The organism is Klebsiella quasipneumoniae subsp. quasipneumoniae (genome assembly GCF_020525925.1).
Classification (GTDB): Bacteria; Pseudomonadota; Gammaproteobacteria; order Enterobacterales; family Enterobacteriaceae; genus Klebsiella; species Klebsiella quasipneumoniae.
The window spans coordinates 4633495-4655883 of the sequence record NZ_CP084876.1 but is presented as its reverse complement, the minus strand read 5'-3'; the positions used below and the strand labels follow the sequence as shown (position 1 = coordinate 4655883).

The following is a 22389-nucleotide window of genomic DNA, read 5'->3' as shown; positions in this document are numbered from 1 at the left end:
ACCTTCCGTTTCTTGATACTTACCCTGATAAGTATTATTTTCTTCTCAACAATGAGAGGAAAAGCTGTGACTGAAGACGAACTGTTTGCCCGCCGCCCGCTGGGGATGCGGATGGCCATGGTGGTGCGCCAGTGGCGCGCGATTATTGACTCCGCTATCACCGATACGGGACTCACCCAGTCCAGCTGGACGGTGCTGATGCAGCTGCATCAGCTGGGAGACAACGTCTCGGTCAGCGAACTGGCGGAGGTGCAGGGGATTGAACTGCCGCCGCTGACGCGCACCCTCTCATTACTGGAAAAGCAGGGCTATCTGTTGCGTTCCACATCGCCATATGACAAACGCATTCGCCTGCTGACGCTGACCGCTGAGGGGCGGGCTATTCTGGAAAAACTGAGCCGCGTGATCGAGACCTATCAGGAGCGCGTAACCCAGACCATCCCGGAGGCCGACCTCGCCACCTTCAGCGCCACGTTAAATCAAATCGCCTGCCGTTTGCGGACTATCCGCGAAGAAGATAACAAGATCTAACACACTATGATGACGCCTGAACAAAAATTTGCCCGCTGGGTACGGGTGAGTATTGCCGCTTTTCTGGGAATATTCGCCTGGTTTATCGTTGCCGATATCTGGATCCCGCTGACGCCGGACTCCACCGTCATGCGCGTGGTGACCCCGGTTTCGTCGCGGGTCTCCGGCTATGTCTCGCACGTCTACGTGCATAACAATAGCCAGGTGAAAAAGGGCGACCTGCTGTATGAGCTCGACCCAACGCCATTCATTAATAAAGTTGAAGCGGCACAGATCGCCCTTGAACAGGCGAAGCTGAGCAACCAGCAGCTGGACGCGCAAATCGCCGCCGCCCGCGCCAACCTGCGCACCGCGCAGTACACCGCCCGTAACGATAAGGTCACGCTCGATCGCTATCAGCGCCTGAGCACCATGCAGAACGTCTCGCAGTCCGATCTCGACAAGGTGCGGACCACCTGGCAGACCAGCGAGCAGTCGGTCTCGGCGCTGAACGCGCAGATCCAGAACCTGCTGATCCAGCGCGGCGAGCGCGACGATAAGCGCAACGTCACCCTGCAGAAATACCGCAACGCGCTGGAGGAGGCGCAGCTGAACCTGGCCTGGACCAAAGTGCGTGCGGAAACTGACGGCATGGTCAGCAACCTGCAGCTTAACCCGGGGATCTACGCCACCGCGGCGACGGCCGTGCTGGCGCTGGTCAACAACAATACCGATATCGTCGCTGACTTCCGTGAGAAGAGCCTGCGCCACACCGCGGTAAACACCGATGCGGCGGTGGTCTTTGACGCCCTGCCGGGGGAAGTCTTCCCGGCGCATGTCACCAGCAGCGATGCCGGGATTCTGGCGGGGCAGGAGGCGGTTAACGGTCAGCTGTCGCAGCCGGAACAGTCCACCCGCTGGGTGCGCGACGCCCAGCGAATGCGCATTCACGTCGCGCTGGATCAGCCGCTGGAGAAACCGCTGCCGACCGGCGCCCGCGCCACGGTGCAGCTGTACAATAGCGAGGGACCTTTCGCCCGCACCTTCGCCGGCCTGCAGATCCATCTGGTGAGCTGGTTGCACTATGTCTATTAATACCCTGGCGCACGTCTTTACCCCGCACGGCAATATCGTCTACACGGCGAATGATTTTCGCCAGACGGTGCGTATCGCCGTGGCCGGGACCATTGCCCTCAGCATCTCCACCTTCTACGACGTGCAGTACGGCGTATTTTTTGTGGTTTATCCGCTGATGCTGATGTCGCTGGTGCCGGTGTTCAACCGCCATGTCGCCCGCCAGTTTGTATTCAGCGCGGCGGTGAACTGCGTCGAAATGGTATTGATCGTTGGCTATCTGTCACAGTGGCCGGTGATCATGACGCTGGTGGTGTTCGCCCTGTACGTGATGCGTTTTCGCTTTATGAGCCAGGGGCCGCTGTTTCTGCTGGGGTCGATGGGGGTGGTGTGTCAGAGCACGATGCTCAACTTTATGAGCTACCCGACCAGCAACTGGCACACCCTGATGTTCTCCAACATGGAAGCGTGCGTGCTGGCGGTGGCGCTAAGCGCGCTGCTGCATTACCTGATCCCGGACGTCGAGCCGCGCAAGCCGCCGCCGCGCCTTGAAAAAGACGCCGCCCGCATCCGCCACGAGTCGCTGCTCTCCGGCACGGTGGCGACGATCATCTTCGTGGTGTTTCAGATCTGCGATCTCAGCGACTCGCTGTCAGCGCTGATGGCCGGGATCCTGATCCTGTTCCCGATGCACTATCGCGGGGCGGTGATCAGCTCGATCTGGCGCGTGGCGGGGGTGGTGCTGGCTTGTCTCTATATTCTGGTGGTGCAGTTGATTATCTATGACTTCAGCAACCACATGGTCCTGATGATGCCGCTGATTGGCCTCGGGCTGGCCTTCAGCGCCCGTCTGCACGTGATGGAGAAAGTGGGCGCCGGGGTGGGCTTCGCCAGCATCACCACCATCGGCATTATGTTTGGCCAGAATCTGCATCCCTATCAGGATCTGGTATTCAGCGATCTGTACCGCATCACCTCGGTGACGGTCTCGCTGGTGGTGACGCTGACCCTGGTCTTTCTGATGCACCGCCTGCTGAACTGCTTCGCGGCGACGCGCTTTGTGGTAAGCGATTAACCTGCCGATGGGAAGGTGGCGAGACAGCGCCACGCTTCCCCGTCCTGCTGATACAACGCCGCCGTCAGCTCCGGCAGGATCCAGCTTCGCGCATCGGCTTCCGTCCCCTCCAGCAGGATGCACAGCCCGCAGCCGCTGCGCAGCTGGCGGGGAATATCTTTGACCTCGAAGGTCATTCCCGCCGCCTGCAGGGCTTTGCGCGTGCGCACCACTCCCACCGTGGAATGAAATAAAAACAGAAAGGTTGTCATCCGCGCCTCCGCTGACGCTGGCCGATCAGCGCCGCGCCGATCGCCCCGGCATACTGGGCGTCGGGATGGGTTGTCACCGCCATGCCGACATGGCTTTCCAGCATGCGGGCAAAGGCGGCGCAGTGGCTGACGCCGCCGGTAAACAGCAGCGGTCCCTGCGCCGATAAGCGGCCGATAAAGTTCGCGCTGCGCCGGGCCATGGCGTTAATCACCCCCGCCAGAATCGCCTCCGGCGCGACCCCGGCCGACCGCAGGCTGATGACTTCCGATTCGGCGAATACCGTACACATGCTGGTGATGGCGTGCGGTTCCACGCCGTCGGTAATGACGTCCAGCTGTTCGACGCTGGCGCCGAGGGTTCGTGAAATGACCTCCAGAAAACGGCCGGTACCGGCGGCGCATTTGTCATTCATCAGAAAGTCGCTGAGGTTGCCCCCGGCATCCAGCTGGATAACCTTGCTGTCCTGGCCGCCGATATCAATCACCGTGCGGGTGTCCGGCGCCAGCAGGCGGGCGCCGAGGCCATGACAGGAAATCTCCGTCACCTGTTTATCGGCAAAATCCACCAGCTGGCGGCCATAGCCGGTGAGGGTTAAAAAGGGCGTTTCCGCGAGGCCAGCGCGCAGCGTCTCCCAGGCCTCATGGATGGCGTCGGCGGGGCGAAAGGGGGTCGGGCAGAGGAAACGACGCGTAATCACCCCGTCCGCCAGCAGGATACCTTTCGTGGCGGTGGAGCCGGAATCAATACCAACCGTGTAGATCACGCCTGCTCCTTACAGCATTTCGATAAAGGCGGCGACGCGGGTGCTGAGCTGGCCGAGGTCCGCTGTCGAATAGTCGGTTTCAATCGCCATATAAGGAAGGTCGTGCTGCTGGCGCAGATGGCGTTTAATGGCCAGCGATTCCACGGCATAGGTATGGCAGGCCTGCAGGATGACGTCGATTACCCCGTCGGCCTGGTACTCCTCCACCATCTGGCTCAGCAGCTGCAGGCGCTGATCGTTAGGGGAAATACAGGAGCAGCCGATGGCGAGATATTTATCGGTTAAGGCGTCGTAGACGTCACCCTCTTCCGCCACGCAGCGCTCGGTAGCCTTCGCGCCGGTGCAGTTTTCATAACCCACCACCCAGCCGCCGTTTTCTTCGATGGCGCGAACCACTTTCTCCGCCGCCCCGCCGATCGGGCAGCCGGTGATCAGAATGCGCGGGCGTGAGGCCAGTCGTTTACCCTGCCGCCACTCCTGACGGATGCGCTCCGCCATGGCGTTGAGCTCGTCAATCAGCGCGGTTTTGTCGAAGCGGAAGGTGGCGCCATACACCACTTTCAGAATGTCGCCGCCGCTGAGCGCCGGCGGATTGAGCTGCCCGAGACGATAAAAGTGGGCCAGCGCCCGGCGTTCGCGGTTTTTCAGCACGATGGCCTCGCGCAGCGCCGCCTCGCTAATCGGCGCGCCAAACTGCGCCTCAATCACCTGCTGCAGGCGCAGGATCTCCGCTTTCCACAGGGCGCGGGAGGCCGCGTCGCTGGCGCTGTTCGGCAACTGCATCACGTGGACCGCCTTGAAGTCGGCCATGTACTCGTACATTTTCTTTTTGCCGTCGCAGGTGGTTTCCCCAACCACCAGGTCAGAGAAATAGAAGTAGGGGCATTTATCGGTTTTGCCGAAGCCGTAGCTGCTTTTGATTAACGGACAGAGGTTGCGCGGCAGATCTTTTTCCGCTTCCTCGATGGTTTCATCGGAGGTGGAGCACAGCGAGACCACCACGGCCCCCGCCGCCATGGCGATCTCCTGAGGCATAAAGGTGCAGTAGGTGCCCACCAGCGGCACGTTCTGCTCTTTAAGATCCATGACGGTGAGAAAGCCCTTCTGGCGAGCTTCCGAGAACTGGTCAAAAATGGCGGGTAGATCGGTGATAAGCGACATGGTTTTCCTTCCCCGTACACGGGAGATGCTGAAAGAGTCGCCATTATAACCCCGTTGTTTGTATGCTTTTATTGATCTCCTGCGTCTGCGCGCGGCGTTAATAGACCTTCTTTAAATCCATCTCTTCCTGGATCCGCTCGCTCCATGCCAGATGGGTGCGGATGGCCTCTTCGATACCGGCGTTGTAAAACAGCGGCCCCAGCTCCTGGGCGATAAAGTCGACAAAAAATTCAGCGTCAAACTGCTCCAGTTCGAGGTTAAATGTCTCTTCGCAGTACCTGCTGAGCCTGTCGCGCAGCAGGTCGCGCTGCGCCGGGCTGAGTTCAATCTCACTCATGATGGGGCTTTCTCCGTAAAAGGGGTCACGACTGCCGGGCTTCAATGACCGCTTGCGCACACTGACGCTGGTGGCGTAACAGTCCGGCGAGGCAGCAGGCGGCGGCGAGCCCCGCGACCACCGCCAACAGGTGGAAGGGCAGTCTCCCGCCATGGAACCACAGCCAGCGCGCGCCTTCAATCGATAAGGCGCTGACGCTGAGGATCACGATATTCAGCGAGGCGGAGACCGTGCCTTTCGGCAGGTCGTTGGAAAAGAGGGTAAAGCGGAACAGCGTCGGGAAAATCAGCCCGATGCCAAAGGCGTAGAAGCAGGTGCCGAGCACCGACCACAGCCAGACGTGCGGCCAGGCCAGATTCCCGACGATCAGGATGGCCAGGCCGAGCATCTGTACCGGCACCGCGCTCAGCACAAAGCGCGGACGGGTGGGATCTTTTACCCAGCGCGCCACCGACAGGTTGGCAATGATGACGGCGCTGAAGACCGGCACCTGGCTCCAGGCGAACTCGCTGGTGGTCAGCCCGCCGGCGTCCATTAAAATCACCGGCGATACCGCCACCCAGCTCATCAGCGGAATATAGCTCAGCGACAGCGTGGCGGCGCCGAGCAAAAAGATGCGGTTGCGAAAGACGTTGCGAAAATCGCGCAGCACGCCCAGGGGGCTGAACGGCACATCGCCGCGGCGCACCGTCTCCGGCATGGTCAACAGCAGCCCCAGCCAGGCCACCAGCCCCATGGCGGCGATAATGCCGAACAGCGCTTTCCAGTGGATAAAATGCATCAGCGCCGCGCCGGAGAGCGGGCCGACGATCGGCGCCACCAGCACGACGGAGGTGATCACCGCCATCAGCCTGATCGACCTTTTTTCCTCAAAGGCTTCCTGTACGGTGACGTAGCCGACGGTGGCGATAAAGCAGATGCTGGTGCCCTGCACGAAGCGGGCGATCAGGAACTGGGTCATGGAGGTGGTGAACAGCGTCGCCAGGCAGGCGAGGGTGAAAATCAGCGCGCCGGTGAGCAGTACCGGACGCCGTCCGATCCGGTCAGAGAGCGGCCCCAGCAGCCACTGCAGCGCCATGCCGCCGGCCATATACAGGCTCACCGAGGCTGGAGCCAGCGCCACATCGGCGTTGAAATCCCGCACCACGTGCAGGATCCCCGGCTGGATCAGGTCGGTGGTGAGATAGGCGGAAAAATCATACAGAATGAGCGCCGCCGGGAAGAACAGCGCGGCGGCGTGCCGGGTTAGCCAGCGGGTCATCCGGTGCATCATCTCGCCCTCCCTGTGGAATATTTTTCAGCGCTATTGTTCAGATAGTATCATTGCTAACCAATATGCAGATGCAGCAGCGACGGGATCTGCGAGAGCAGCCACAACAACAGGCCGATGGTTCCCCCGACCAGGGTGCCGTTGATGCGGATGAACTGCAGATCTTTACCGATATTAAGCTCGATCTGCCGCGACATATCGCGGGCGTCCCAGCTCTTCACCGTGTCGCTGATATGCCGAGTGAGGAAGGCGGCGAACTCCGGGGCCACCCGGTGCGCCGCCTGCTCCAGGTGTTCGTTAAGCGATTCGCGCAGCGCGTCGTCGCGGAGTAAGGTTTCACCGAACCACTGGCCAGCCTCGGCGATGCGCTGCTTGATACGCGAGTCGTCGCTGCTGATATCGTTTTTTACCCAACCGCGCAGGTCGCCCCACACTTCGCCAAGATAGCGGTTGAAGGTCTCATCATTTTTCAGCCAGGCTTTGATGTTATCGGCCTTCTGCGCCAGTTCCGGGTCGGATTTCAGGTTATCGATTAGCTTTTGCGTCGCGCGGTCAAAGGTCTGGCGGATCTGGTGGGTGCGATCGTGAGTGACCTCGTCCAGCAGGGTATTCACGGCGTCGGTGACCATCTCGGCGCTGTGCTCGCCGAGCCACTCGGTGGGTAATAGCCTGGCCTTCAGCGGGTGTTCGGTCTCCAGCCAGCGTACGATGCCGCGGGCGATAAAGGCGCGGGAGCTGTCGCGCTGCAGCAGGGCGATCAGCTGATTTATCAGCGAATCCAGCAGCTTTTGATGGCGGTTGTCGCGGGTCAGCCCCTCCAGCATCATGGCGCTGGTCTGCGTCAGGTCGACCTTATCGATCGCCTTATGCACCGCGCGCCGCAGCAGGCGCTGAATGCGGGCGTCATCGGTCAGTTCGAGAAAACCGCTCATCACCTGCAGCAGGTGCTGGCCGACCCGCCGGGCGTTCTCCGGCTGGCTGAACCAGTTGCCGAGCATCAGAGCTGGTTGATAGCGGCGGATCAGCGCCACCAGCGACGGGGTATCGAGGAACTTCTCTTCCACAAAGCGGCCGAGGTTGTCGGCGATGCGATCTTTGTTGCGCGGGATAATCGCGGTATGGCGGGCGACAAAGGGCAGCGGAATACGACGAAACAGGGCCACCACCGCAAACCAGTCGGCCAGCGCCCCGACCATCGCCGCTTCGGAAATGGCCTTCAGCGCGCTGACCCATGGCGTCGGCGGCAGCAGCAGGGTGGTGATAAATAGCGCGGCGGCGATCAGCAGCAGCGACAGCGCCAGCAGTTTGGCGCGTTTCAGTTCAGCGAGTTTTTCCATAAACTTAAGCATATAACCTGACGGCGAGGTCGTGCAAAAATCGCCAGATAATCCACAGACCGAACATCATCAGGATCGCCCCCGCCGCCCGCTCGACCCGCCAGACGATGGCGCTCAGGCGGTGCTGCACCTGCGGCAGCGCAATCGCGCTCACCAGCAGTAAATCCCAGAAGAACACCACGCTGACCATCCACAGGCCACTTACCGTTTGCTGCAGCAAGGTAACCGCCGGCCCCAGCAGGGAGGTCATCAGCGCCAGATAAAACAGCGCGTTCTTCGGGTTGAGCAGCGATGACCCCAGCCCCAGCAGCAACTGCTTGCCGAACCCCGGACACGATGCGCGAACACTCTCCACCGCCAGCGCCGCGGGACGGCTGCGAATCAGCAGGTTGCCAATCCACAGTAAATAGCCTGCGCCCAGCAGCTCGATGAGCAAAAACAGCAGCGGCGCCTGGCGCAGAAGCCCCCAGCCAACGATGGCCAGGACTATATACAACGCATTCCCGGCGGCGATGCCGAGACACAGTCCGAGGCTGCCGCGGATCCGGTAGCGTACAGCGTAACCGACCAGCAGAAAAAAATCGGGGCCCGGGCTGAGCAGAGCGACAAAGTGGGACAGGGCTAACGCCGGAAAGGCGGCGGGGAAGAGAGTCGATAAGGTATTCATAGTGGCCTCGATAATGGTGCTGAGGCCACCCTACGCCAGGTGGAAAATTACTTATTGTCGGAAATTGATCGGCTTTGCGCATACTGCCGCGGCGTGGCGGCGGTATAGCTGACGAAGGTTTTATGGAAATGGCTCTGATCGGCAAAGCCGGCCTGATAGCCGACGTCGGCAATAGGGTCCCCGGCACGTAAGCGCGTTTTCGCATATTCAATGCGCGCCATATTGATCAAACTGGCGGGCGTCAGGCCGGTATCCTGTTTCACGGCGCGGATAACGGTCTCTTTACGTAGCGCGCTGTCGTGGGCCAGCTTATCCAGCGATGGCGGCGCCGGCAGATCTGTCGCCAGGCGCTGAAACAGCAGGGCGCTGGCGTGATGTGGCGCCTGCGGCACGGCGGCGCACAGCGGCAGCGCGTGCAGGAGCTGCGCCAGCCGGGCGGGCAGTTGCTCAATACGGCCGCGGCTCATCAGGGCGACAATCTGCTGGAAGCAGGCAAAGAGAGGGCTGTCGCGCAGCAGCGGCTGCGGCGAGGTGATACTGGCGCCAGGGGGAATATCTGGACGCTGCGCATGGCACCATGCCGCCTCCAGGTACAGCATATGATAGCTGCGCGGCCGGTCACGCAGCGGATTACAGCTATGCGGCGCGTGCGGCGGGATCACGATCAGATCCCCGGGCTGCAGGAGATATTCCTGACCATTGCACAGGCAGCGCGTTTCACCGTCGATAATCGCCCCCACCGAGAGCTGCGGGTGGCTGTGGCGCTTATAGGCCTGACGGCTGCGCCAGGTGCTGCGCAGCTCCAGCCACGGCAGGCGATCGTCTCGCCAGAAGGTTTGGGGAATATCTCGGGTATGGTTCACCGCATCGACCTTTGCTGAGGGGATAAATCGTTTATAGCATGCTGCGCCGAGGCTGTCGCCCGCCGGGATTTGCGTACCGCGTCGAAAAAGGATGTCACGCTTGCAGTCCGGGGAAATATGTTTTCGTCGCGGAATGTAAAATCCCGGTTTCCGGGGTGTCAGCGACATTCATGGGAGGTAGAGTCCCTGCAGGATAAGCAGGCAGGGATGAGCCGATGGCAAAGGGCACCACCTCGACGCCGCATGATGCGGTGTTTAAACAGTTTCTCACTCAGGCCGACATCGCGCGTGATTTCCTGGCGATCCATCTACCGCCTGCGCTGCGTCAGCGCTGCGACCTCGATACCTTACAGCTGGAGTCGGCAAGCTTTATCGAGGAGAGCCTGCGGGCCTGGTACTCCGATGTGCTGTGGTCACTCAAAACCGCGTCTGGCAAGGGATACATTTATGTGGTTATCGAACATCAGAGCTCACCGGACGTGCAAATGGCTTTTCGCCTGATGCGCTACGCCATCGCCGCGATGCAGCGCCATCTGGATAACGGTCATACCAGACTGCCGCTGGTGGTGCCGATGCTGTTCTATCACGGAGCGACCACGCCATACCCGTGGTCGCTCAGCTGGCTGGACTGCTTTGCCGATCCACAGCTGGCGAGGGAGCTTTATGCCTCGCCCTTTCCGCTGGTGGATATCACGGTGATCCCCGACGATGAGATCGTTCGTCACCGGCGGGTGGCATTACTCGAGCTGATACAGAAGCATATTCGCCAGCGCGATTTAATGGCGATTGTTGAGCAGCTGACGACGATTTTACTTAGCGGTGACGCTAATGACAGGCAGATAAAAACGCTGTTTAATTATCTACTGCAGACTGGCAACGCGCGTCGCTTTGGCCGGTTTATCCAGGAAGTGGCGCAACGGGTTCCTCAGCACAGGGAGAGATTGATGACCATCGCCGAACGATTACAGGAAGTGTGGCGCAGAAAAGGCAAGCGTGAAGGACAGCATGCCGAGGCGCTGCGCATTGCCCAGAGGATGCTGGCCGACGGCATTGCCCGCGAGACGGTGGTGAAAATCACCGGCCTGACCGCCGACGAGATCGCCGCGCTGGCGCATTGATAACGCCGGGACGGCCTGACGGTCGCCCCGGTTAGCCACCGTTATGGAATATTCCGGATATACCTAACTTTACCCGCATCGCCAGCCATCTCGACTACCCTTAATATCCTTAACGGCATTTTTGACTGCCTTAATAGCGATAACAAGGAGACATGCGATATGGCCTATCAGACGGTGAATCCTGCGAACAATCAGCTTATTAAAACGTACCCGGCGCACAGCGATGCGGACGTGGAGGCGGCGCTGCGGCAGGCGGATGCGCTCTATCATTCTGCCTGGGCGAAAGGCGATATTGAACCGCGTCTGGCGGTGCTGCATAAGCTGGCGGATCTGATCGACAGCCGGGCGGAAGATCTGGCGAAAATCGCCAGCGAGGAGATGGGGAAACTCATTAAGCAGAGCCGCGGCGAAGTAAAACTGTGCGCGCAAATCGCCCGCTATTACGCCGATAACGCCAAATCGATGCTGGCGCCGGTGAAATACCCCACCGAACTCGGCGACGCCTGGGTTGAACACCATCCCATCGGCGTATTAGTGGCGGTGGAACCGTGGAACTTCCCCTATTACCAGCTGATGCGCGTCCTGGCGCCAAACCTGGCGGCCGGGAACCCGGTTATCGCCAAACACGCCAGCATTGTGCCGCACTGCGCGGAGACCTTTGCTCATCTGGTGCGCGAGGCCGGCGCACCGGAAGGGGCGTGGACCAATCTGTTTATCTCCCAGGATCAGGTGGCGAAGATTATCGCCGACGATCGTGTGCAGGGCGCGGCGCTGACCGGGTCGGAAAAAGCTGGCAGCGTGGTGGCGGCGCAGGCGGCGAAGCATATTAAAAAATCGACCCTGGAACTCGGCGGCAACGATGTGTTTGTGGTGCTCGACGATGCCGACCTCGATCGCGCGGTGAAAATCGGCGTCCAGGCGCGGCTGAACAACGCCGGCCAGGTGTGTACTGCCGCCAAGCGGTTTATCCTGCATGAGAACATCGCTGAGTCGTTTCTGACGAAATTTAGCGAGGCGTTTCGCCAGGTAAAAATAGGCGATCCGCTGGATGAAAGCACCACGCTGGGGCCGCTCTCCTCTAAAGATGCGCTGGAAACCTTAAGCAAGCAGGTTGACGAGGCGGTCAAAAATGGCGCCACGCTGCATCTGGGCGGCAAGCCCGTGGAGCGAGACGGCAACTTCTTTGAACCCACTATCCTGACCGGTATCACCCGCGACAACCCGGCGTACTTCGAAGAGTTCTTTGGCCCGGTGGCGCAGATCTACGTGGTGAAAAACGATGAGGAGGCGATTGCGCTTGCCAACGATTCTCACTATGGCCTGGGCGGCGCGGTGTTCAGTCAGGATATCGAACGCGCTAAACGGATGGCATCCGCCATTGAAACCGGGATGGTCTATATCAACTGGCTGACCGATACCGCGCCTGAACTGCCGTTTGGCGGCGTGAAGCGTTCCGGTTATGGCCGGGAGCTCTCCGATCTCGGCATCAAAGAGTTTGTGAACCAAAAGCTGGTGGTGGTTCGCCGCTAAGCCCGACCATAAAAAAACCTGCCATCCGGCAGGTTTTTTTATAATAGATTTATTGCACTTCGACTTTATCCCAGCCGCTTTTGAACATACAGCTGTCGACTAAGGTCTCCCGCTGATATTCATTCGCGTCTTCTACCGTATAACTTGTTTCAACATCCTGTTTCTTATGCTTTTTGTCGGTTTTTTCTGAACTGGACCCGGTCACCACGTTATCCGGAGGGAGATCGACCAGGGCCTGCGCTTCACATTCGGTGAGCTTTTTATGCATGTCGGCATCGCTTAAACCCGGCTTCACCCAGGTATACTGAGTGCAGCCGGTGAGCAGCAACGCCAGGCTCAGCGCAGAGAGCGCGGCGAGACGTGATTTCATCAGAAGGTAATCCCGCCGCCCACGTAGGCGCCATCAATCAGGGTGTGGTTTGGGCGGCCCTCTTTGCCGTCAACGCTCACGTGACGGTAACCGACCTTCAGGGTCAGTGGACCAACCGGGGACCAGCTCACGCCGCCGTTCGCCTCAACATAGTTTTTCACGCTGTTGTTCAGGCCGTCGGGGGCGACATACCCTTCGCCAAACACGTGGATGCTGTCGGTCAGGGCCACGTTCACTCCGCCGCCGACCGGAAACGCGACGCCGTTATCGCCTTTTTTCGGCCCGAGGTAGATAGCTTTCGCGCCAGCGTTGAGCATCACCGGGCCAACTTCCAGATTGTAACCCGCGCCAACGCCGCCGGTCTGGCTACCATCATCGGTATTCTTCAGCCAGTGGCTTTCGGCATACAGGCCGGAAGAGGATTTACCCATTTCCATATTCAGGTTGGTAAAATTCTTACCTTGTTCAACGGTAAACCCCATTGCCATGGCGGAACCAGAGACCGCGGTCAGGGCAGCAACAATCAGGATGTTAAGCTTTTTCATGGTTTGCTCCTCGTCATTAAATTTGTCTGAGGGCACCTTAACAATCGATGTTTACCTCTGCAAATGTGACTTACGTCGATTTTTTATGCTGTGTTTGTCAGGGAAGTGTTTTGAAAATGTTGTAATGACGTTGGGTTATGGCGAGGTCAATCATCAAATTTGGTCTGTTTAGCCACAGTTTAATGGGGGGGCTAAACAGAAACTGAACAGGGCGGGCATTAATTATTAAGCGTCCTATTCATTGAATTTCTTATTATTTGCAAAAGTGTTTCTGCTGTTACTTATAAAAACGTTGATTTACATTTTTCGACGCGATGACGACGTTTTATCCCTGTCTTTGACGATGTACGGGGAGAGAAGGGGGCCTGCGCCTTAGCGCGCAGGCGGGCAGATTAGCGTCGTAGCCCGGCAAATGCCGCGCGAATCTCCTCTTCCGGCAACTGAATGCCGATAAACACCAGCGTGCTGTGCGGCGTTTCATCGCCCCACGGGCGATCCCAGTCGGCGCTGTAGAGGCGCTGCACGCCCTGGAACAGCAGGCGATTTGGCTCGCCGTCGATCCACAGCATCCCTTTATAGCGCATCAATTGCTCGGCGAAGGAGAGCAGCAGATTTTCCATTACACGCGACACTTCGCTGATATCCACCGGGTAATCCATCTCAACCACGATTGATGACACGTCGTTTTGCTTCTCTGCCATAAAGTGGAAACGCGGTTTGCTGTTTACGACGTTCTCTTCCAGCATAAAGCCGCTGGTGTTAAACAACTGGCTAAGATCGATATCGCCGTGAATGACGGTATAAATCGGCGCCCGGGCATTAATGCGCGCCAGCCGTTCGCGCAATTTTTCGGTGTCGCCGGCAACATCAGTTTTGGTCAGCAAAATGCGGTCTGCGTAGCCTACCTGCGACTGGGCGATGGTGAACTGATCCATCTGCTGGTCGGCATGGACCGCATCCACCAGGGCGATCACGCCATCCAGCAGATAGCGCTCGCAAAGCACCTCGTGGGAGAAAAAGGTCTGGATAATCGGCCCCGGGTCGGCCATGCCGGTGCATTCAATCACCAGCCGGTCGAACTCGATTTCACCGCGGTCGCGGCTGTCGAGCAGATCGAGCAGGGCGTCTTCCAGTTCGTTGGAGCGCGTACAGCAGATGCAGCCGTTGGTCAGGGTTTTAATCTGCGTGGCGCGGTCGCCGATCAGCTGGTCATCGACGGCGACTTCGCCAAATTCATTTTCAATCACGGCGATTTTAAAGCCGTGCTGTTCGTTAAGAATATGGCGCAACAGGGTGGTTTTACCTGCGCCGAGAAAACCGGTGAGTAGGGTGACTGCAATCGGTGCCATTATTGCCTCCATTAACAGCAGCGGACGCCGCCTTTGCCGTCGCCGCCGTAGCGGGCCTGCTGGCGTTCGCGGAAGAATTCTTCATAAGTCATGTACGGCTGATCCGGATGGTTGGTTTGCATATGGGTGACGTAGTTGTCGTAATCCGGAATGCCAATCAGCATTTTCGCCGCCTGACCGAGATATTTTTTTGCCTGACCTAAGTTACCAAACATTGTAAGTTCCAGATAACGAATAAAGCCGGATGGCGGCTAGCGCCTTCTCCGGCCTACGTTGATGCGCTTTTTTGTAGGCCGGATAAGCGTAGCGCCATCCGGCATCGGGGTTAATGATGTGACGAGGTCTTCACGCCGCCTTCCGGTACCGGCACGTACGGGGTCTCTTTGTCGGTACGCACTTTATTGTTGCGGACAGTGAGCCAGGTTTTGATGCCGTAGAAGATGATGCTGTACACCACCACCAGGAACAGGATACTCAGGCCGGCGTTGGTGTAGTTGTTGACCACGATATGGTTCATGTTGGCAATCTGCTGTGCGGTCAGTTCGCCGCCGGAAGCGATCTTCTCTTTATACTGCTGAGCCATAAAGAAGAAGCCTTCCATCTGCGGGTTGGTGCTGAACAGCTTCAGGCCCAGCGCCCAGGTGGTGCACAGCAGCAGCCACGCAGCCGGGATCACGGTGACCCAGATATATTTGGTGCGCTGCATTTTGACCAGCACCACGGTGCCAAGCACCAGCGCCACCGCGGCCAGCATCTGGTTAGAGATACCGAACAGCGGCCACAGGCTCTTCACGCCGCCCAGCGGGTCGACCACGCCCTGATACAGCAGGTAGCCCCACAGCCCGACGCAGCCGGCGGTACCGATAATCCCGGCGACCAGCGAGTCGGTTTTTTTCAGGAACGGCACGAAGTTACCCAGCAGATCCTGCAGCATAAAGCGGCCTGCGCGGGTCCCCGCATCCAGCGCGGTGAGGATAAACAGCGCTTCAAACAGGATACCGAAGTGGTACCAGAAGCCCATATCCGCCATCGGGATGATTTTGTGGAACACATGAGCGATACCCACGGCCAGCGTCGGCGCGCCGCCTGCGCGGTTCAGTACGGAAGGTTCGCCGATATCTTTCGCGGTTTGCAGGATTTGCTCAGGTGAGATCACGAAGCCCCAGGAGCTGACGGTCGCTGCCGCGTGAGCGGTGACATCCCTCAGCTGGGCGGCAATCAGCGCCGCGTTTTCACCGCCCATTTCGTGCAGGTTCGGCATGGTGATGCCCAGACCCGCCGGCGGGGTGTTCATCGCGAAGTAGAGGCCCGGTTCGATAATTGAGGCCGCTACCAGCGCCATCACCGCCACGAAGGACTCCATCAGCATTGCGCCGTAGCCGATAAAGCGGGCGTCGGTTTCGTTGGCCAGCAGCTTCGGCGTGGTGCCGGAGGCGATCAGAGCGTGGAAGCCGGAGACCGCGCCGCAGGCAATAGTGATAAACAGGAACGGGAACAGGGCGCCTTTCCACAGCGGACCGGTACCGTCAATGTACTGGGTCACCGCCGGCATTTTCAGGTCCGGGTTAAGGATCACGATACCCAGCGCCAGGCCAACGATGACGCCGATTTTCAGGAAGGTCGCCAGGTAGTCGCGCGGCGCCAGAATCAGCCATACCGGCAGCAGAGCCGAGATAAACGCGTAGCCAATCAGGGTAAAGGTGATGGTGGTGTCTTTAAAGGTCAGCGCCGGGCCCCAGTACGGGTCGTGGGCAATCACGCCGCCGAAGTAAATAGACGCCACCAGCAGGACGATACCGATGACCGATACTTCGCCTACACGGCCCGGGCGCAGGAAGCGCATGTAGATCCCCATAAACAGGGCAATTGGCACCGTCGAGCAGACGGTGAAGACGCCCCACGGGCTTTCCGCCAGCGCTTTCACCACGATCAGCGCCAGCACCGCGAGGATGATGATCATTATCAGGAAGCAGCCGAACAGCGCGATGGAGCCCGGTACGGGACCCATCTCCTGTTTGATCATCTCGCCCAGCGAGGCGCCGTTACGCCGTGAGGAGATAAACAGCACCATAAAGTCCTGTACCGCGCCTGCCAGCACGACGCCCGCCAGTAGCCACAGGGTGCCCGGCAGGTAGCCCATCTGCGCGGCGAGCACCGGGCCCACCAGCGGACCGGCGCCGGCAATCGCGGCAAAGTGGTGGCCAAACAGCACGTAGCGGTTGGTCGGCACATAGTTCAGGCCATCGTTATTAATGACCGCTGGCGTGGAGCGCGTCGGGTCAAGCTTCATCACCTTCTGCGCGATATACAGGCTGTAATACCGGTAGGCGACGAGGTACACGGAAACCGACGCCACCACGATCCACAGGGCACTGACGTGCTCACCGCGGCGCAGGGCGACGACTGAGAGGCAAAATGCCCCGATGATCCCGAGAATCACCCAGGGTATGTGCTTGAATAGTTTTTTGGTATCCATAGTAAAACCTGGCGTTAATGAGATGAATAATTGGCCGAAGCCGTCTGGTTTTAAGTAAGAGTTGATGGAGGTATTGATTAGCTAGGCTGCCTCCGATCTTGCCAGACCGGCGCGCGCGTAAAGATGAGTAAATGGGTGAGTGGTTGTATAGGAGGTTAAGCGGTTACTGGAAGGGGTAAGCGGTTGGCTACGAAGTGAACAGGGCGGGATTATGTGATTGTGATCACAGGAGATTGTGGCCTGCGACGCTGTGGGTTAACGCTCCTCCCCAACCGGGGAGGAGCTGACAAGGCGATTACACTGCGACTTCCATTTCCATCATTACCGGGTGGAAGCGGCGCTTAAAGTAGATCAGCCCGTGGCCCTGCTGGCTCAGGGTTATATTCCTGATTTCTACCAGATAGACCAAGTGGGTGCCGATGGTTTGTACCTGGCTAATCTCCCCCTCGAGACTGGCCAGCGACCCCTTCAGCACCGGCTGCCCGAGCGCGCCCTGCTGCCAGCCGCTGAGGGCAAAACGCTCTTCCATCGTCACCCCGGTCATCCCGGCGAAATGACGGGCCATGATTTCCTGTTCATGGTTCAGCACGTTGATGCACAACTTGCCGTTGCCCTGAAACACCGGGTTCATCGCGCTGTTGGCGTTGATACACACCATCACCGAGGGCGGCGTATCCGTCACCGAGCACACCGCCGTGGCGGTAATCCCGCAGCGGCCGGCTTCGCCTGCGGTGGTGACCACGTTAACCGCCGCCGACAGGCTGGCCATGGCATCGCGAAAACGCAGGCGTTGTTCATCTAATTGCATTATGACCTCCCGCTGCGAATTACTTCAGCAGCTTATCCAACATGTTGATATCAGCGTTATTGTGCAGATGCGGCACCGTCCAGCCGTTCTGGTCGTACTCGGACAGGCAGCGGTCGACCATCGCCATCATCTTGTCCATATTGCCGGAGCTCTGCGCCTGGCGCAGACACTGCAGGCGAATCTCATCCTGGCTACCGGAGTAGTTGATTTCATACAGCTCGTGGCGGCCGCCGAACTCGCTGCCGATGGCGTCCCACATCAGTTTGAGGATCTTGATACGTTCAACGTGATCCATACCGTTGGAGCCGCGCACATACTTCGCCAGATACTGGTCAATCTGCGGGTTGTTCAGATCGCGGGCGCTGGACGGCAGATAAATCAGGCCGCTGGTGACGTTGCGCTCGATGATGTTCTTGATCTTGGCGTAGGCCATCGGGGCCATCACGCGATAGGTCTGCAGCGCGGCGTGATCCGGCAGCCATGCGCCGTTGACCCACGGCGTCGCTTCCGAGCACATGGAATCGCTCAGCGCCCAGAACATGTTGCGCCACGCCACCACTTCGCCGAGGTCGGCCTGCACGCCGCGGAACTCGAGGGTGCCGGTACATTCCAGCGAGCGCTTCAGCAGGGCGGTGATAAAGTCCAGTTTTACCGCCAGACGCACGCAGGCCTGCAGCGGGTACATGCGGGCGAAACCCCCTTCCATGGTCCAGCGGCGGCAGCGGTCGAAGTCGCGATAAATCAGCACGTTCTCCCATGGGATCAGCACCTTATCCATTACCAGAATCGCGTCGTTCTCGTCGAAACGGCTGGATAGCGGATAGTCGTACGGGGAGCCGGTCGCGCCGGCGACCATCTCATAGGAGGCGCGGGAGATCAGCTTGACGCCTTCGGCGTCCATCGGCGCGACGAACATCAGCGCGAAGTCCGGGTTTTCGCCCATCACCTGCGCGGAGCCGAAGCCGATCATGTTGTAGTGGGTCAGCGCCGAGTTGGTGGCGACCACTTTCGCGCCGCTGACGATGATCCCGGCATCGGTCTCTTTTTCCAGCTTGATGTAGACATCCTTCACTTCATCGGCCGGCTTGTGGCGGTCGATCGGCGGGTTGACGATCGCATGGTTAAAGTACAGGCCGGTTTCCTGAATGCGGGTGTACCAGTTGCGGGCGTTCTGCTCGAACTGGCCGTAAAACGCCGGGTTGGCGCCCAGCGCGCAGCCGAAGGCGGCTTTGTAGTCCGGGGTGCGGCCCATCCAGCCGTAGCTTAAGCGCGACCACTCGGCGATGGCGTCGCGCTGCTGGCGCAGATCGTCGGCGCTTTTCGCCACGCGGAAGAATTTATGGGTGTAGCCGCCGCTGCCGGTATCGGTGCCCCAGCACAGGGAATCCTGCATCTCCGGTTTGTGCAGCGCATCGTACAGTTGAGCGACGGAGGCCGCGGCGTTACGGAAGGCCGGGTGGGTGGTGACATCCTTCACGCGCTCGCCGTAGATATAAATTTCGCGGCCATCCTGCAGGCTTTTTAAATACTCTTCGCCAGTTAACGGGCGTTTCGCGTCGGCGCGGAAATCTTCAGGTTTCATAGGGGCCTCTTCAGTATTTATCGGAAAATGATGTTAAATATATGTTTTGTTTTTGTTGTTCAATTGAAGCGGTTATTGCGCTTGTCGTGAAGGGACGTTTGCGACAACGACGGGTACTTTTCAGGCGGGAGTAAATTTTGTGATCTCTGCAGCGTTTGCCGGCTGGCGCGGCGCTGAACCGACCTGTGGACCATCGCCCGGCAGGCGCAGCGCCAGCGGGGAATTACGATACCGGTACTTTTTGCGCCCGGTAGCTGCTGGGCGAGCAGCCGACCTGGCGGCTAAAAAAACGCGCAAAATAAGCGGGGTCTTTAAACCCCAGCTGCCAGGCTATCTCATTGACGGCGCTATCGGAGAACAACAGCAGGCGCTTCGCCTCGCGCAGCTGGCGGTCGAATATCAGCCGTTTGGGCGAACGGTTGGCAAAGCGGCGACAGATATCGGTCAGCCGCGATTCGGTCAGGTGCAGCTCCCTGGCGTAATCCGGTACCGTCCAGTGCTGATGGTAGTGGCTGTCGATCATCTGGTTAAAGCGCTGGAATAGCTTCAGCTCGCCGCGCATGCCGCTGGCGGCGTGATCGTCGAGCTTTGCGTTACGCAATAGCAGGGTAAAGACCGCCTGCGCCAGCAGCGCCAGGGTGTGCTCGCGCCCCGGCAACTGGGCGGTGGATTCCCGGCGGATCAGCTGCCAGTAGTGGGCCAGCGCCGCCAGCTCGTCGGGTTTATCCGCCAGCGACAGGCAGATCCCCGGCAGGCCGAAGGTCTCCCGCGTGCCGGGATAGAGCACCTCCAGCAGCGGCCAGATGAGTTCTTCGTGCACCGTCAGCACATGGCCATCGCTATCGGACTCGGTAATAAAGGCGTGCGGCACCGAGGGCGGCGTTAACACAAACAATGGCGCCTGCACCGAATAGCGATGGTCATCAAGCTGCAGCTCAATCTGCCCGGTATCAAGATAGTGCATCTGGAAATAGCGGTCGTGGCGATGCGCCTGCATGTCGCGGCCAAAAAAGGCCGCCATGCGGGAAAACGACTGATAGTGCACCTCTTCGGTGCCCAGGCTCTCGTCGTAATCTTTATTGATATCGATATTGGCGATGGAATGCTGGCACATACCCGCTCCTTAGTGGCCTTTTTGCGCCGCTAAGCCCGGCGCGGCGGCGGCGTCCTCACGCTGGCTCATTGGAATGCGGGTGAGCACCAGCGCGCCGACAATCAGCAGCCCGGCGACAAACCACAGCCCGGAGCTAAAACTGCCGGTGGTATCGCGCAAAATGCCGATCAACAGCGGGCTGACGGCAGAGCCGACGTTGCCGATGGCGTTGATTACCGCCAGCGCCACCGCGCGCGACTGCAGGCTGATCACCCGATCCGGGGTGGTCCAGAAAATGGCCATCGCGGTAAAGGATCCCACCGAAGCCATAATAATGCCGATCAGCTGGATCAGGCTGTGGTGAGTTGCCGAAGCCAGCAGCCAACCCGCCGCGGCGAACAGGTAGGGCAGGATGGTATGCATTTTGCGCTCTTTGCGCCGGTCGGAGCGGCGGCTCCACCAGATCATGCCGAAAATAGTGCAGAACTGCGGGATCGCCGCCAGCAGGCCAATCATGATGTTGCTACTGCCGGTGTTGAAGCTCTGCAGGATCTGCGGCGTCCAGATATTTATGGCGCTCAGGGTATTGGTCAGGCAGAAGTAGGCCAGGGTATACATCAGCACCGCTGGCGTCAGGACTTCGCGCAGCGTGGAACGCGGCGAAGCCGGAACGACCGCCGCATTTTCCCGTTCACGATCGATCATCGCCTTCAGCGCCTGTTTTTCTTCGCTATCGAGCCAGTTGGCTTTATCCGGCGTGTCGTTGAGGAAGAACCAGGTGACGACGCCGAGCACCACCGACGGCAGGCCTTCCAGCAGAAACAGCCACTGCCAGCCCTTCAGGTTCCACAGGCCGTCGAGCGCCAGAATATAGCCGGAAAGTATCGAGCCGAGCATCATGGTCACCGGCATGGCGATCATAAACAGGGCGTTGGCGCGGGCGCGATGGTAGGCCGGGAACCACCAGGTCAGATAGACGAGGATCCCCGGTAGAAAACCAGCCTCGGCGATGCCGACCAGCATGCGCAGGATGTACAGCGTATGCGGGCTGGTGGCGAACATGGTGCAGGTCGAGGCGATCCCCCAGACCACCATAATTCCGGCGATCCAACGGCGCGCGCCGACTTTCGCCAGCATGATATTGCTGGGGATCCCGCACAGTACGTAGGTGACGTAGAACAGCGTCGCCGCCAGGCCGAACATGGTGGAGGTCAGGCCGAGGTCTTTGCCCATCGTCAGGCCGGCGAAGCCGATATTAATGCGGTCCAAAAATGAGAAAACAAAGAGAACAAACAGGAAGGTAATCAGGCGGCGGAACAGCTTTTTGATCACCTGGTTTTCTACTTCAACGGCTTTATTATCATTGTGTTGCAGGGTAGAGGTAGTCATGTTGCGCTCCACATTATCCGTTCAATAGACGGATTTATTGTTATCGGTTGTGGTCGTTGCGGTGTGGGTAAAACGGGCCGCCAGCGCTTCTGCGCCACGCGCCAGCAGGGTGGTATCGACGCCGACGGCGACGAACAGCGCGCCCAGTTCGAGATAGCGCTTCGCCAGCGCTTCATTGGCCATCAGGATCCCCGGCGCCTTACCGGCCTGACGGATTTGCTGGATGGCCTGTTCAATGGCGGCCTGCACTTCCGGGTGCTGCGGATTGCCGCCATGGCCCATATCGGCGCTGAGGTCCGCCGGGCCGATAAACACGCCATCCACCCCGTCGACATCGAGGATCTGCGGCAGATTTTTCAGCGCTTCGCGGGTTTCAATCTGTACCAGGACGCACATGGCGTCGTTGGCCTGGTGAAGATAATCCGGCACCCGATTCCAGCGCGAGGCGCGGGCCAGCGCGCTGCCGACGCCGCGAATGCCGGCGGGCGGGTAGCGGGTGGCTCTGACCGCCAGCCGCGCTTCGTCGGCGTTCTGCACCATGGGCACCAGCAGGGTTTGCGCGCCGATATCCAGCAGCTGTTTAATCTGCACCGGGTCGTTCCACGACGGGCGGACCACCGGCTGGCTGGGGTAGGGGGCGATGGCCTGAAGCTGGGTCAGCACCGTTTGCACATTGTTGGGCGCGTGTTCGCCGTCGATCAGCAGCCAGTCGAAGCCGGCGCCGGCCAGCAGTTCGGCGCTGTAGCTACTGCACAGCCCCAGCCACAGGCCGATTTGCGGGCGCCCGGCCTTGAGCGCCGCTTTAAAAGCGTTGTTCATG

General features: G+C 59.4%; 23 protein-coding genes. 5 read left to right on the top strand and 18 right to left on the bottom strand.

Going from position 1 to position 22389, the window contains the following annotated elements:
• The first annotated feature begins 66 nt into the window (after nucleotides 1-66).
• From LGM20_RS22410 to LGM20_RS22400, 3 genes are read left to right on the top strand one after another with little or no spacing between them, the layout of a single operon-like run.
• Nucleotides 67-531 (top strand): MarR family winged helix-turn-helix transcriptional regulator, encoded by a 465-nt coding sequence (locus LGM20_RS22410; protein ID WP_023291830.1) that lies wholly within the window; start codon nucleotides 67-69, stop codon nucleotides 529-531.
• A 6-nt stretch (nucleotides 532-537) separates the two neighbouring features.
• Nucleotides 538-1605: an HlyD family secretion protein gene (locus LGM20_RS22405; RefSeq protein WP_023291831.1), complete on the top strand. Its 1068-nt coding sequence runs from the start codon at nucleotides 538-540 to the stop codon at nucleotides 1603-1605.
• Complete coding sequence (locus LGM20_RS22400) at nucleotides 1595-2659, top strand: DUF2955 domain-containing protein (protein WP_023291832.1); 1065 nt, start codon at nucleotides 1595-1597, stop codon at nucleotides 2657-2659. Before LGM20_RS22405 ends, LGM20_RS22400 begins: the two co-directional genes overlap by 11 nt.
• Here LGM20_RS22400 and LGM20_RS22395 read toward each other — a convergent pair.
• The 8 genes from LGM20_RS22395 to LGM20_RS22360 all read right to left on the bottom strand — a co-directional run bounded on the left by LGM20_RS22395 (nucleotide 2656) and on the right by LGM20_RS22360 (nucleotide 9309).
• The gene (locus LGM20_RS22395; protein WP_044525274.1) at nucleotides 2656-2910 is read right to left on the bottom strand and encodes a putative Se/S carrier protein; all 255 of its coding nucleotides are present in this window, start codon (nucleotides 2908-2910) and stop codon (nucleotides 2656-2658) included. The two genes, LGM20_RS22400 and LGM20_RS22395, sit on opposite strands and share 4 nt — an antisense overlap.
• Nucleotides 2907-3674, bottom strand: a complete 768-nt coding sequence (yjiL, locus tag LGM20_RS22390; RefSeq protein WP_023291834.1) for a putative 2-hydroxyacyl-CoA dehydratase activator YjiL — start codon at nucleotides 3672-3674, stop codon at nucleotides 2907-2909. The genes LGM20_RS22395 and yjiL overlap by 4 nt, the downstream gene beginning before the upstream one ends.
• A 9-nt stretch (nucleotides 3675-3683) precedes the next feature.
• A complete protein-coding gene (locus LGM20_RS22385) occupies nucleotides 3684-4835 on the bottom strand; it encodes a double-cubane-cluster-containing anaerobic reductase (RefSeq protein WP_044525275.1) in 1152 nt (383 codons plus the stop codon).
• Between the two features lie 97 nt (nucleotides 4836-4932).
• On the bottom strand, nucleotides 4933-5172 hold the full coding sequence (locus LGM20_RS22380) for a DUF2164 domain-containing protein (RefSeq protein ID WP_044525276.1): 240 nt from the start codon (nucleotides 5170-5172) through the stop codon (nucleotides 4933-4935).
• Nucleotides 5173-5197: 25 nt separating this feature from the next.
• A complete protein-coding gene (gene mdtM / locus LGM20_RS22375) occupies nucleotides 5198-6445 on the bottom strand; it encodes a multidrug efflux MFS transporter MdtM (protein ID WP_023291836.1) in 1248 nt (415 codons plus the stop codon).
• A 53-nt stretch (nucleotides 6446-6498) separates the two neighbouring features.
• Nucleotides 6499-7791 (bottom strand): DUF445 domain-containing protein, encoded by a 1293-nt coding sequence (locus tag LGM20_RS22370; RefSeq protein WP_023291837.1) that lies wholly within the window; start codon nucleotides 7789-7791, stop codon nucleotides 6499-6501.
• Complete coding sequence (locus LGM20_RS22365; RefSeq protein ID WP_044525277.1) at nucleotides 7784-8446, bottom strand: LysE family translocator; 663 nt, start codon at nucleotides 8444-8446, stop codon at nucleotides 7784-7786. The genes LGM20_RS22370 and LGM20_RS22365 overlap by 8 nt, the downstream gene beginning before the upstream one ends.
• Nucleotides 8447-8493: 47 nt before the next feature.
• The gene (locus LGM20_RS22360) at nucleotides 8494-9309 is read right to left on the bottom strand and encodes an AraC family transcriptional regulator (RefSeq protein ID WP_044525278.1); all 816 of its coding nucleotides are present in this window, start codon (nucleotides 9307-9309) and stop codon (nucleotides 8494-8496) included.
• A 215-nt stretch (nucleotides 9310-9524) separates the two neighbouring features.
• Between LGM20_RS22360 and LGM20_RS22355 the strand changes: the two genes are divergently transcribed.
• Both LGM20_RS22355 and LGM20_RS22350 read left to right on the top strand, forming a co-directional pair.
• Complete coding sequence (locus LGM20_RS22355; RefSeq protein WP_044525279.1) at nucleotides 9525-10427, top strand: Rpn family recombination-promoting nuclease/putative transposase; 903 nt, start codon at nucleotides 9525-9527, stop codon at nucleotides 10425-10427.
• A 159-nt stretch (nucleotides 10428-10586) separates the two neighbouring features.
• On the top strand, nucleotides 10587-11957 hold the full coding sequence (locus LGM20_RS22350; protein WP_044525280.1) for an NAD-dependent succinate-semialdehyde dehydrogenase: 1371 nt from the start codon (nucleotides 10587-10589) through the stop codon (nucleotides 11955-11957).
• A gap of 49 nt (nucleotides 11958-12006) precedes the next feature.
• On the opposite strand, the gene LGM20_RS22345 is transcribed toward LGM20_RS22350, so the two are convergent.
• From LGM20_RS22345 to hpaI, 10 genes are all read right to left on the bottom strand, one after another.
• A complete protein-coding gene (locus LGM20_RS22345; protein WP_023291842.1) occupies nucleotides 12007-12327 on the bottom strand; it encodes a hypothetical protein in 321 nt (106 codons plus the stop codon).
• Complete coding sequence (locus LGM20_RS22340) at nucleotides 12327-12872, bottom strand: YfaZ family outer membrane protein (protein ID WP_023291843.1); 546 nt, start codon at nucleotides 12870-12872, stop codon at nucleotides 12327-12329. The genes LGM20_RS22345 and LGM20_RS22340 overlap by 1 nt, the downstream gene beginning before the upstream one ends.
• Before the next feature lie 392 nt (nucleotides 12873-13264).
• On the bottom strand, nucleotides 13265-14221 hold the full coding sequence (gene yjiA, locus LGM20_RS22335; RefSeq protein ID WP_023291844.1) for a GTPase: 957 nt from the start codon (nucleotides 14219-14221) through the stop codon (nucleotides 13265-13267).
• Nucleotides 14222-14232: 11 nt separating this feature from the next.
• Nucleotides 14233-14436 carry a YbdD/YjiX family protein gene (locus LGM20_RS22330; protein ID WP_002887451.1) on the bottom strand — a complete coding sequence of 68 codons (204 nt, stop codon included), beginning with the start codon at nucleotides 14434-14436 and terminating at the stop codon, nucleotides 14233-14235.
• A 110-nt stretch (nucleotides 14437-14546) separates the two neighbouring features.
• Entirely contained in the window at nucleotides 14547-16697 is a 2151-nt protein-coding gene (gene btsT / locus LGM20_RS22325; RefSeq protein ID WP_044525281.1) for a pyruvate/proton symporter BtsT, read from the bottom strand.
• Between the two features lie 295 nt (nucleotides 16698-16992).
• Nucleotides 16993-17505, bottom strand: a complete 513-nt coding sequence (locus tag LGM20_RS22320; protein WP_023291846.1) for a 4-hydroxyphenylacetate 3-monooxygenase reductase subunit — start codon at nucleotides 17503-17505, stop codon at nucleotides 16993-16995.
• A 19-nt stretch (nucleotides 17506-17524) separates the two neighbouring features.
• Nucleotides 17525-19087: a 4-hydroxyphenylacetate 3-monooxygenase, oxygenase component gene (gene hpaB / locus LGM20_RS22315; protein WP_002887473.1), complete on the bottom strand. Its 1563-nt coding sequence runs from the start codon at nucleotides 19085-19087 to the stop codon at nucleotides 17525-17527.
• Between the two features lie 223 nt (nucleotides 19088-19310).
• Nucleotides 19311-20201: a 4-hydroxyphenylacetate catabolism regulatory protein HpaA gene (hpaA, locus tag LGM20_RS22310; protein WP_023291847.1), complete on the bottom strand. Its 891-nt coding sequence runs from the start codon at nucleotides 20199-20201 to the stop codon at nucleotides 19311-19313.
• Between the two features lie 9 nt (nucleotides 20202-20210).
• Nucleotides 20211-21569, bottom strand: a complete 1359-nt coding sequence (gene hpaX, locus LGM20_RS22305; RefSeq protein WP_044525282.1) for a 4-hydroxyphenylacetate permease — start codon at nucleotides 21567-21569, stop codon at nucleotides 20211-20213.
• Nucleotides 21570-21590: 21 nt separating this feature from the next.
• Nucleotides 21591-22388, bottom strand: coding sequence for a 4-hydroxy-2-oxoheptanedioate aldolase (hpaI, locus tag LGM20_RS22300; RefSeq protein ID WP_044525283.1), 798 nt, complete (start codon nucleotides 22386-22388; stop codon nucleotides 21591-21593).
• Between the last annotated feature and the right edge of the window lies 1 nt (nucleotide 22389).

Bases quoted from the DNA above. Each gene is read 5' to 3' on its own strand.
- LGM20_RS22405 (WP_023291831.1), top strand. From the start codon at position 538: ATGATGACGCCTGAACAAAAATTTGCCCGCTGGGTACGGGTGAGTATT.
- LGM20_RS22400 (WP_023291832.1), top strand. From the start codon at position 1,595: ATGTCTATTAATACCCTGGCGCACGTCTTTACCCCGCACGGCAATATC.
- LGM20_RS22395 (WP_044525274.1), bottom strand. From the start codon at position 2,910: ATGACAACCTTTCTGTTTTTATTTCATTCCACGGTGGGAGTGGTGCGC.
- LGM20_RS22385 (WP_044525275.1), bottom strand. From the start codon at position 4,835: ATGTCGCTTATCACCGATCTACCCGCCATTTTTGACCAGTTCTCGGAA.
- LGM20_RS22380 (WP_044525276.1), bottom strand. From the start codon at position 5,172: ATGAGTGAGATTGAACTCAGCCCGGCGCAGCGCGACCTGCTGCGCGAC.
- mdtM (WP_023291836.1), bottom strand. From the start codon at position 6,445: ATGATGCACCGGATGACCCGCTGGCTAACCCGGCACGCCGCCGCGCTG.
- LGM20_RS22370 (WP_023291837.1), bottom strand. From the start codon at position 7,791: ATGCTTAAGTTTATGGAAAAACTCGCTGAACTGAAACGCGCCAAACTG.
- LGM20_RS22365 (WP_044525277.1), bottom strand. From the start codon at position 8,446: ATGAATACCTTATCGACTCTCTTCCCCGCCGCCTTTCCGGCGTTAGCC.
- LGM20_RS22355 (WP_044525279.1), top strand. From the start codon at position 9,525: ATGGCAAAGGGCACCACCTCGACGCCGCATGATGCGGTGTTTAAACAG.
- LGM20_RS22350 (WP_044525280.1), top strand. From the start codon at position 10,587: ATGGCCTATCAGACGGTGAATCCTGCGAACAATCAGCTTATTAAAACG.
- LGM20_RS22345 (WP_023291842.1), bottom strand. From the start codon at position 12,327: ATGAAATCACGTCTCGCCGCGCTCTCTGCGCTGAGCCTGGCGTTGCTG.
- LGM20_RS22340 (WP_023291843.1), bottom strand. From the start codon at position 12,872: ATGAAAAAGCTTAACATCCTGATTGTTGCTGCCCTGACCGCGGTCTCT.
- yjiA (WP_023291844.1), bottom strand. From the start codon at position 14,221: ATGGCACCGATTGCAGTCACCCTACTCACCGGTTTTCTCGGCGCAGGT.
- LGM20_RS22330 (WP_002887451.1), bottom strand. From the start codon at position 14,436: ATGTTTGGTAACTTAGGTCAGGCAAAAAAATATCTCGGTCAGGCGGCG.
- btsT (WP_044525281.1), bottom strand. From the start codon at position 16,697: ATGGATACCAAAAAACTATTCAAGCACATACCCTGGGTGATTCTCGGG.
- LGM20_RS22320 (WP_023291846.1), bottom strand. From the start codon at position 17,505: ATGCAATTAGATGAACAACGCCTGCGTTTTCGCGATGCCATGGCCAGC.
- hpaB (WP_002887473.1), bottom strand. From the start codon at position 19,087: ATGAAACCTGAAGATTTCCGCGCCGACGCGAAACGCCCGTTAACTGGC.
- hpaA (WP_023291847.1), bottom strand. From the start codon at position 20,201: ATGTGCCAGCATTCCATCGCCAATATCGATATCAATAAAGATTACGAC.
- hpaX (WP_044525282.1), bottom strand. From the start codon at position 21,569: ATGACTACCTCTACCCTGCAACACAATGATAATAAAGCCGTTGAAGTA.
- hpaI (WP_044525283.1), bottom strand. From the start codon at position 22,388: ATGAACAACGCTTTTAAAGCGGCGCTCAAGGCCGGGCGCCCGCAAATC.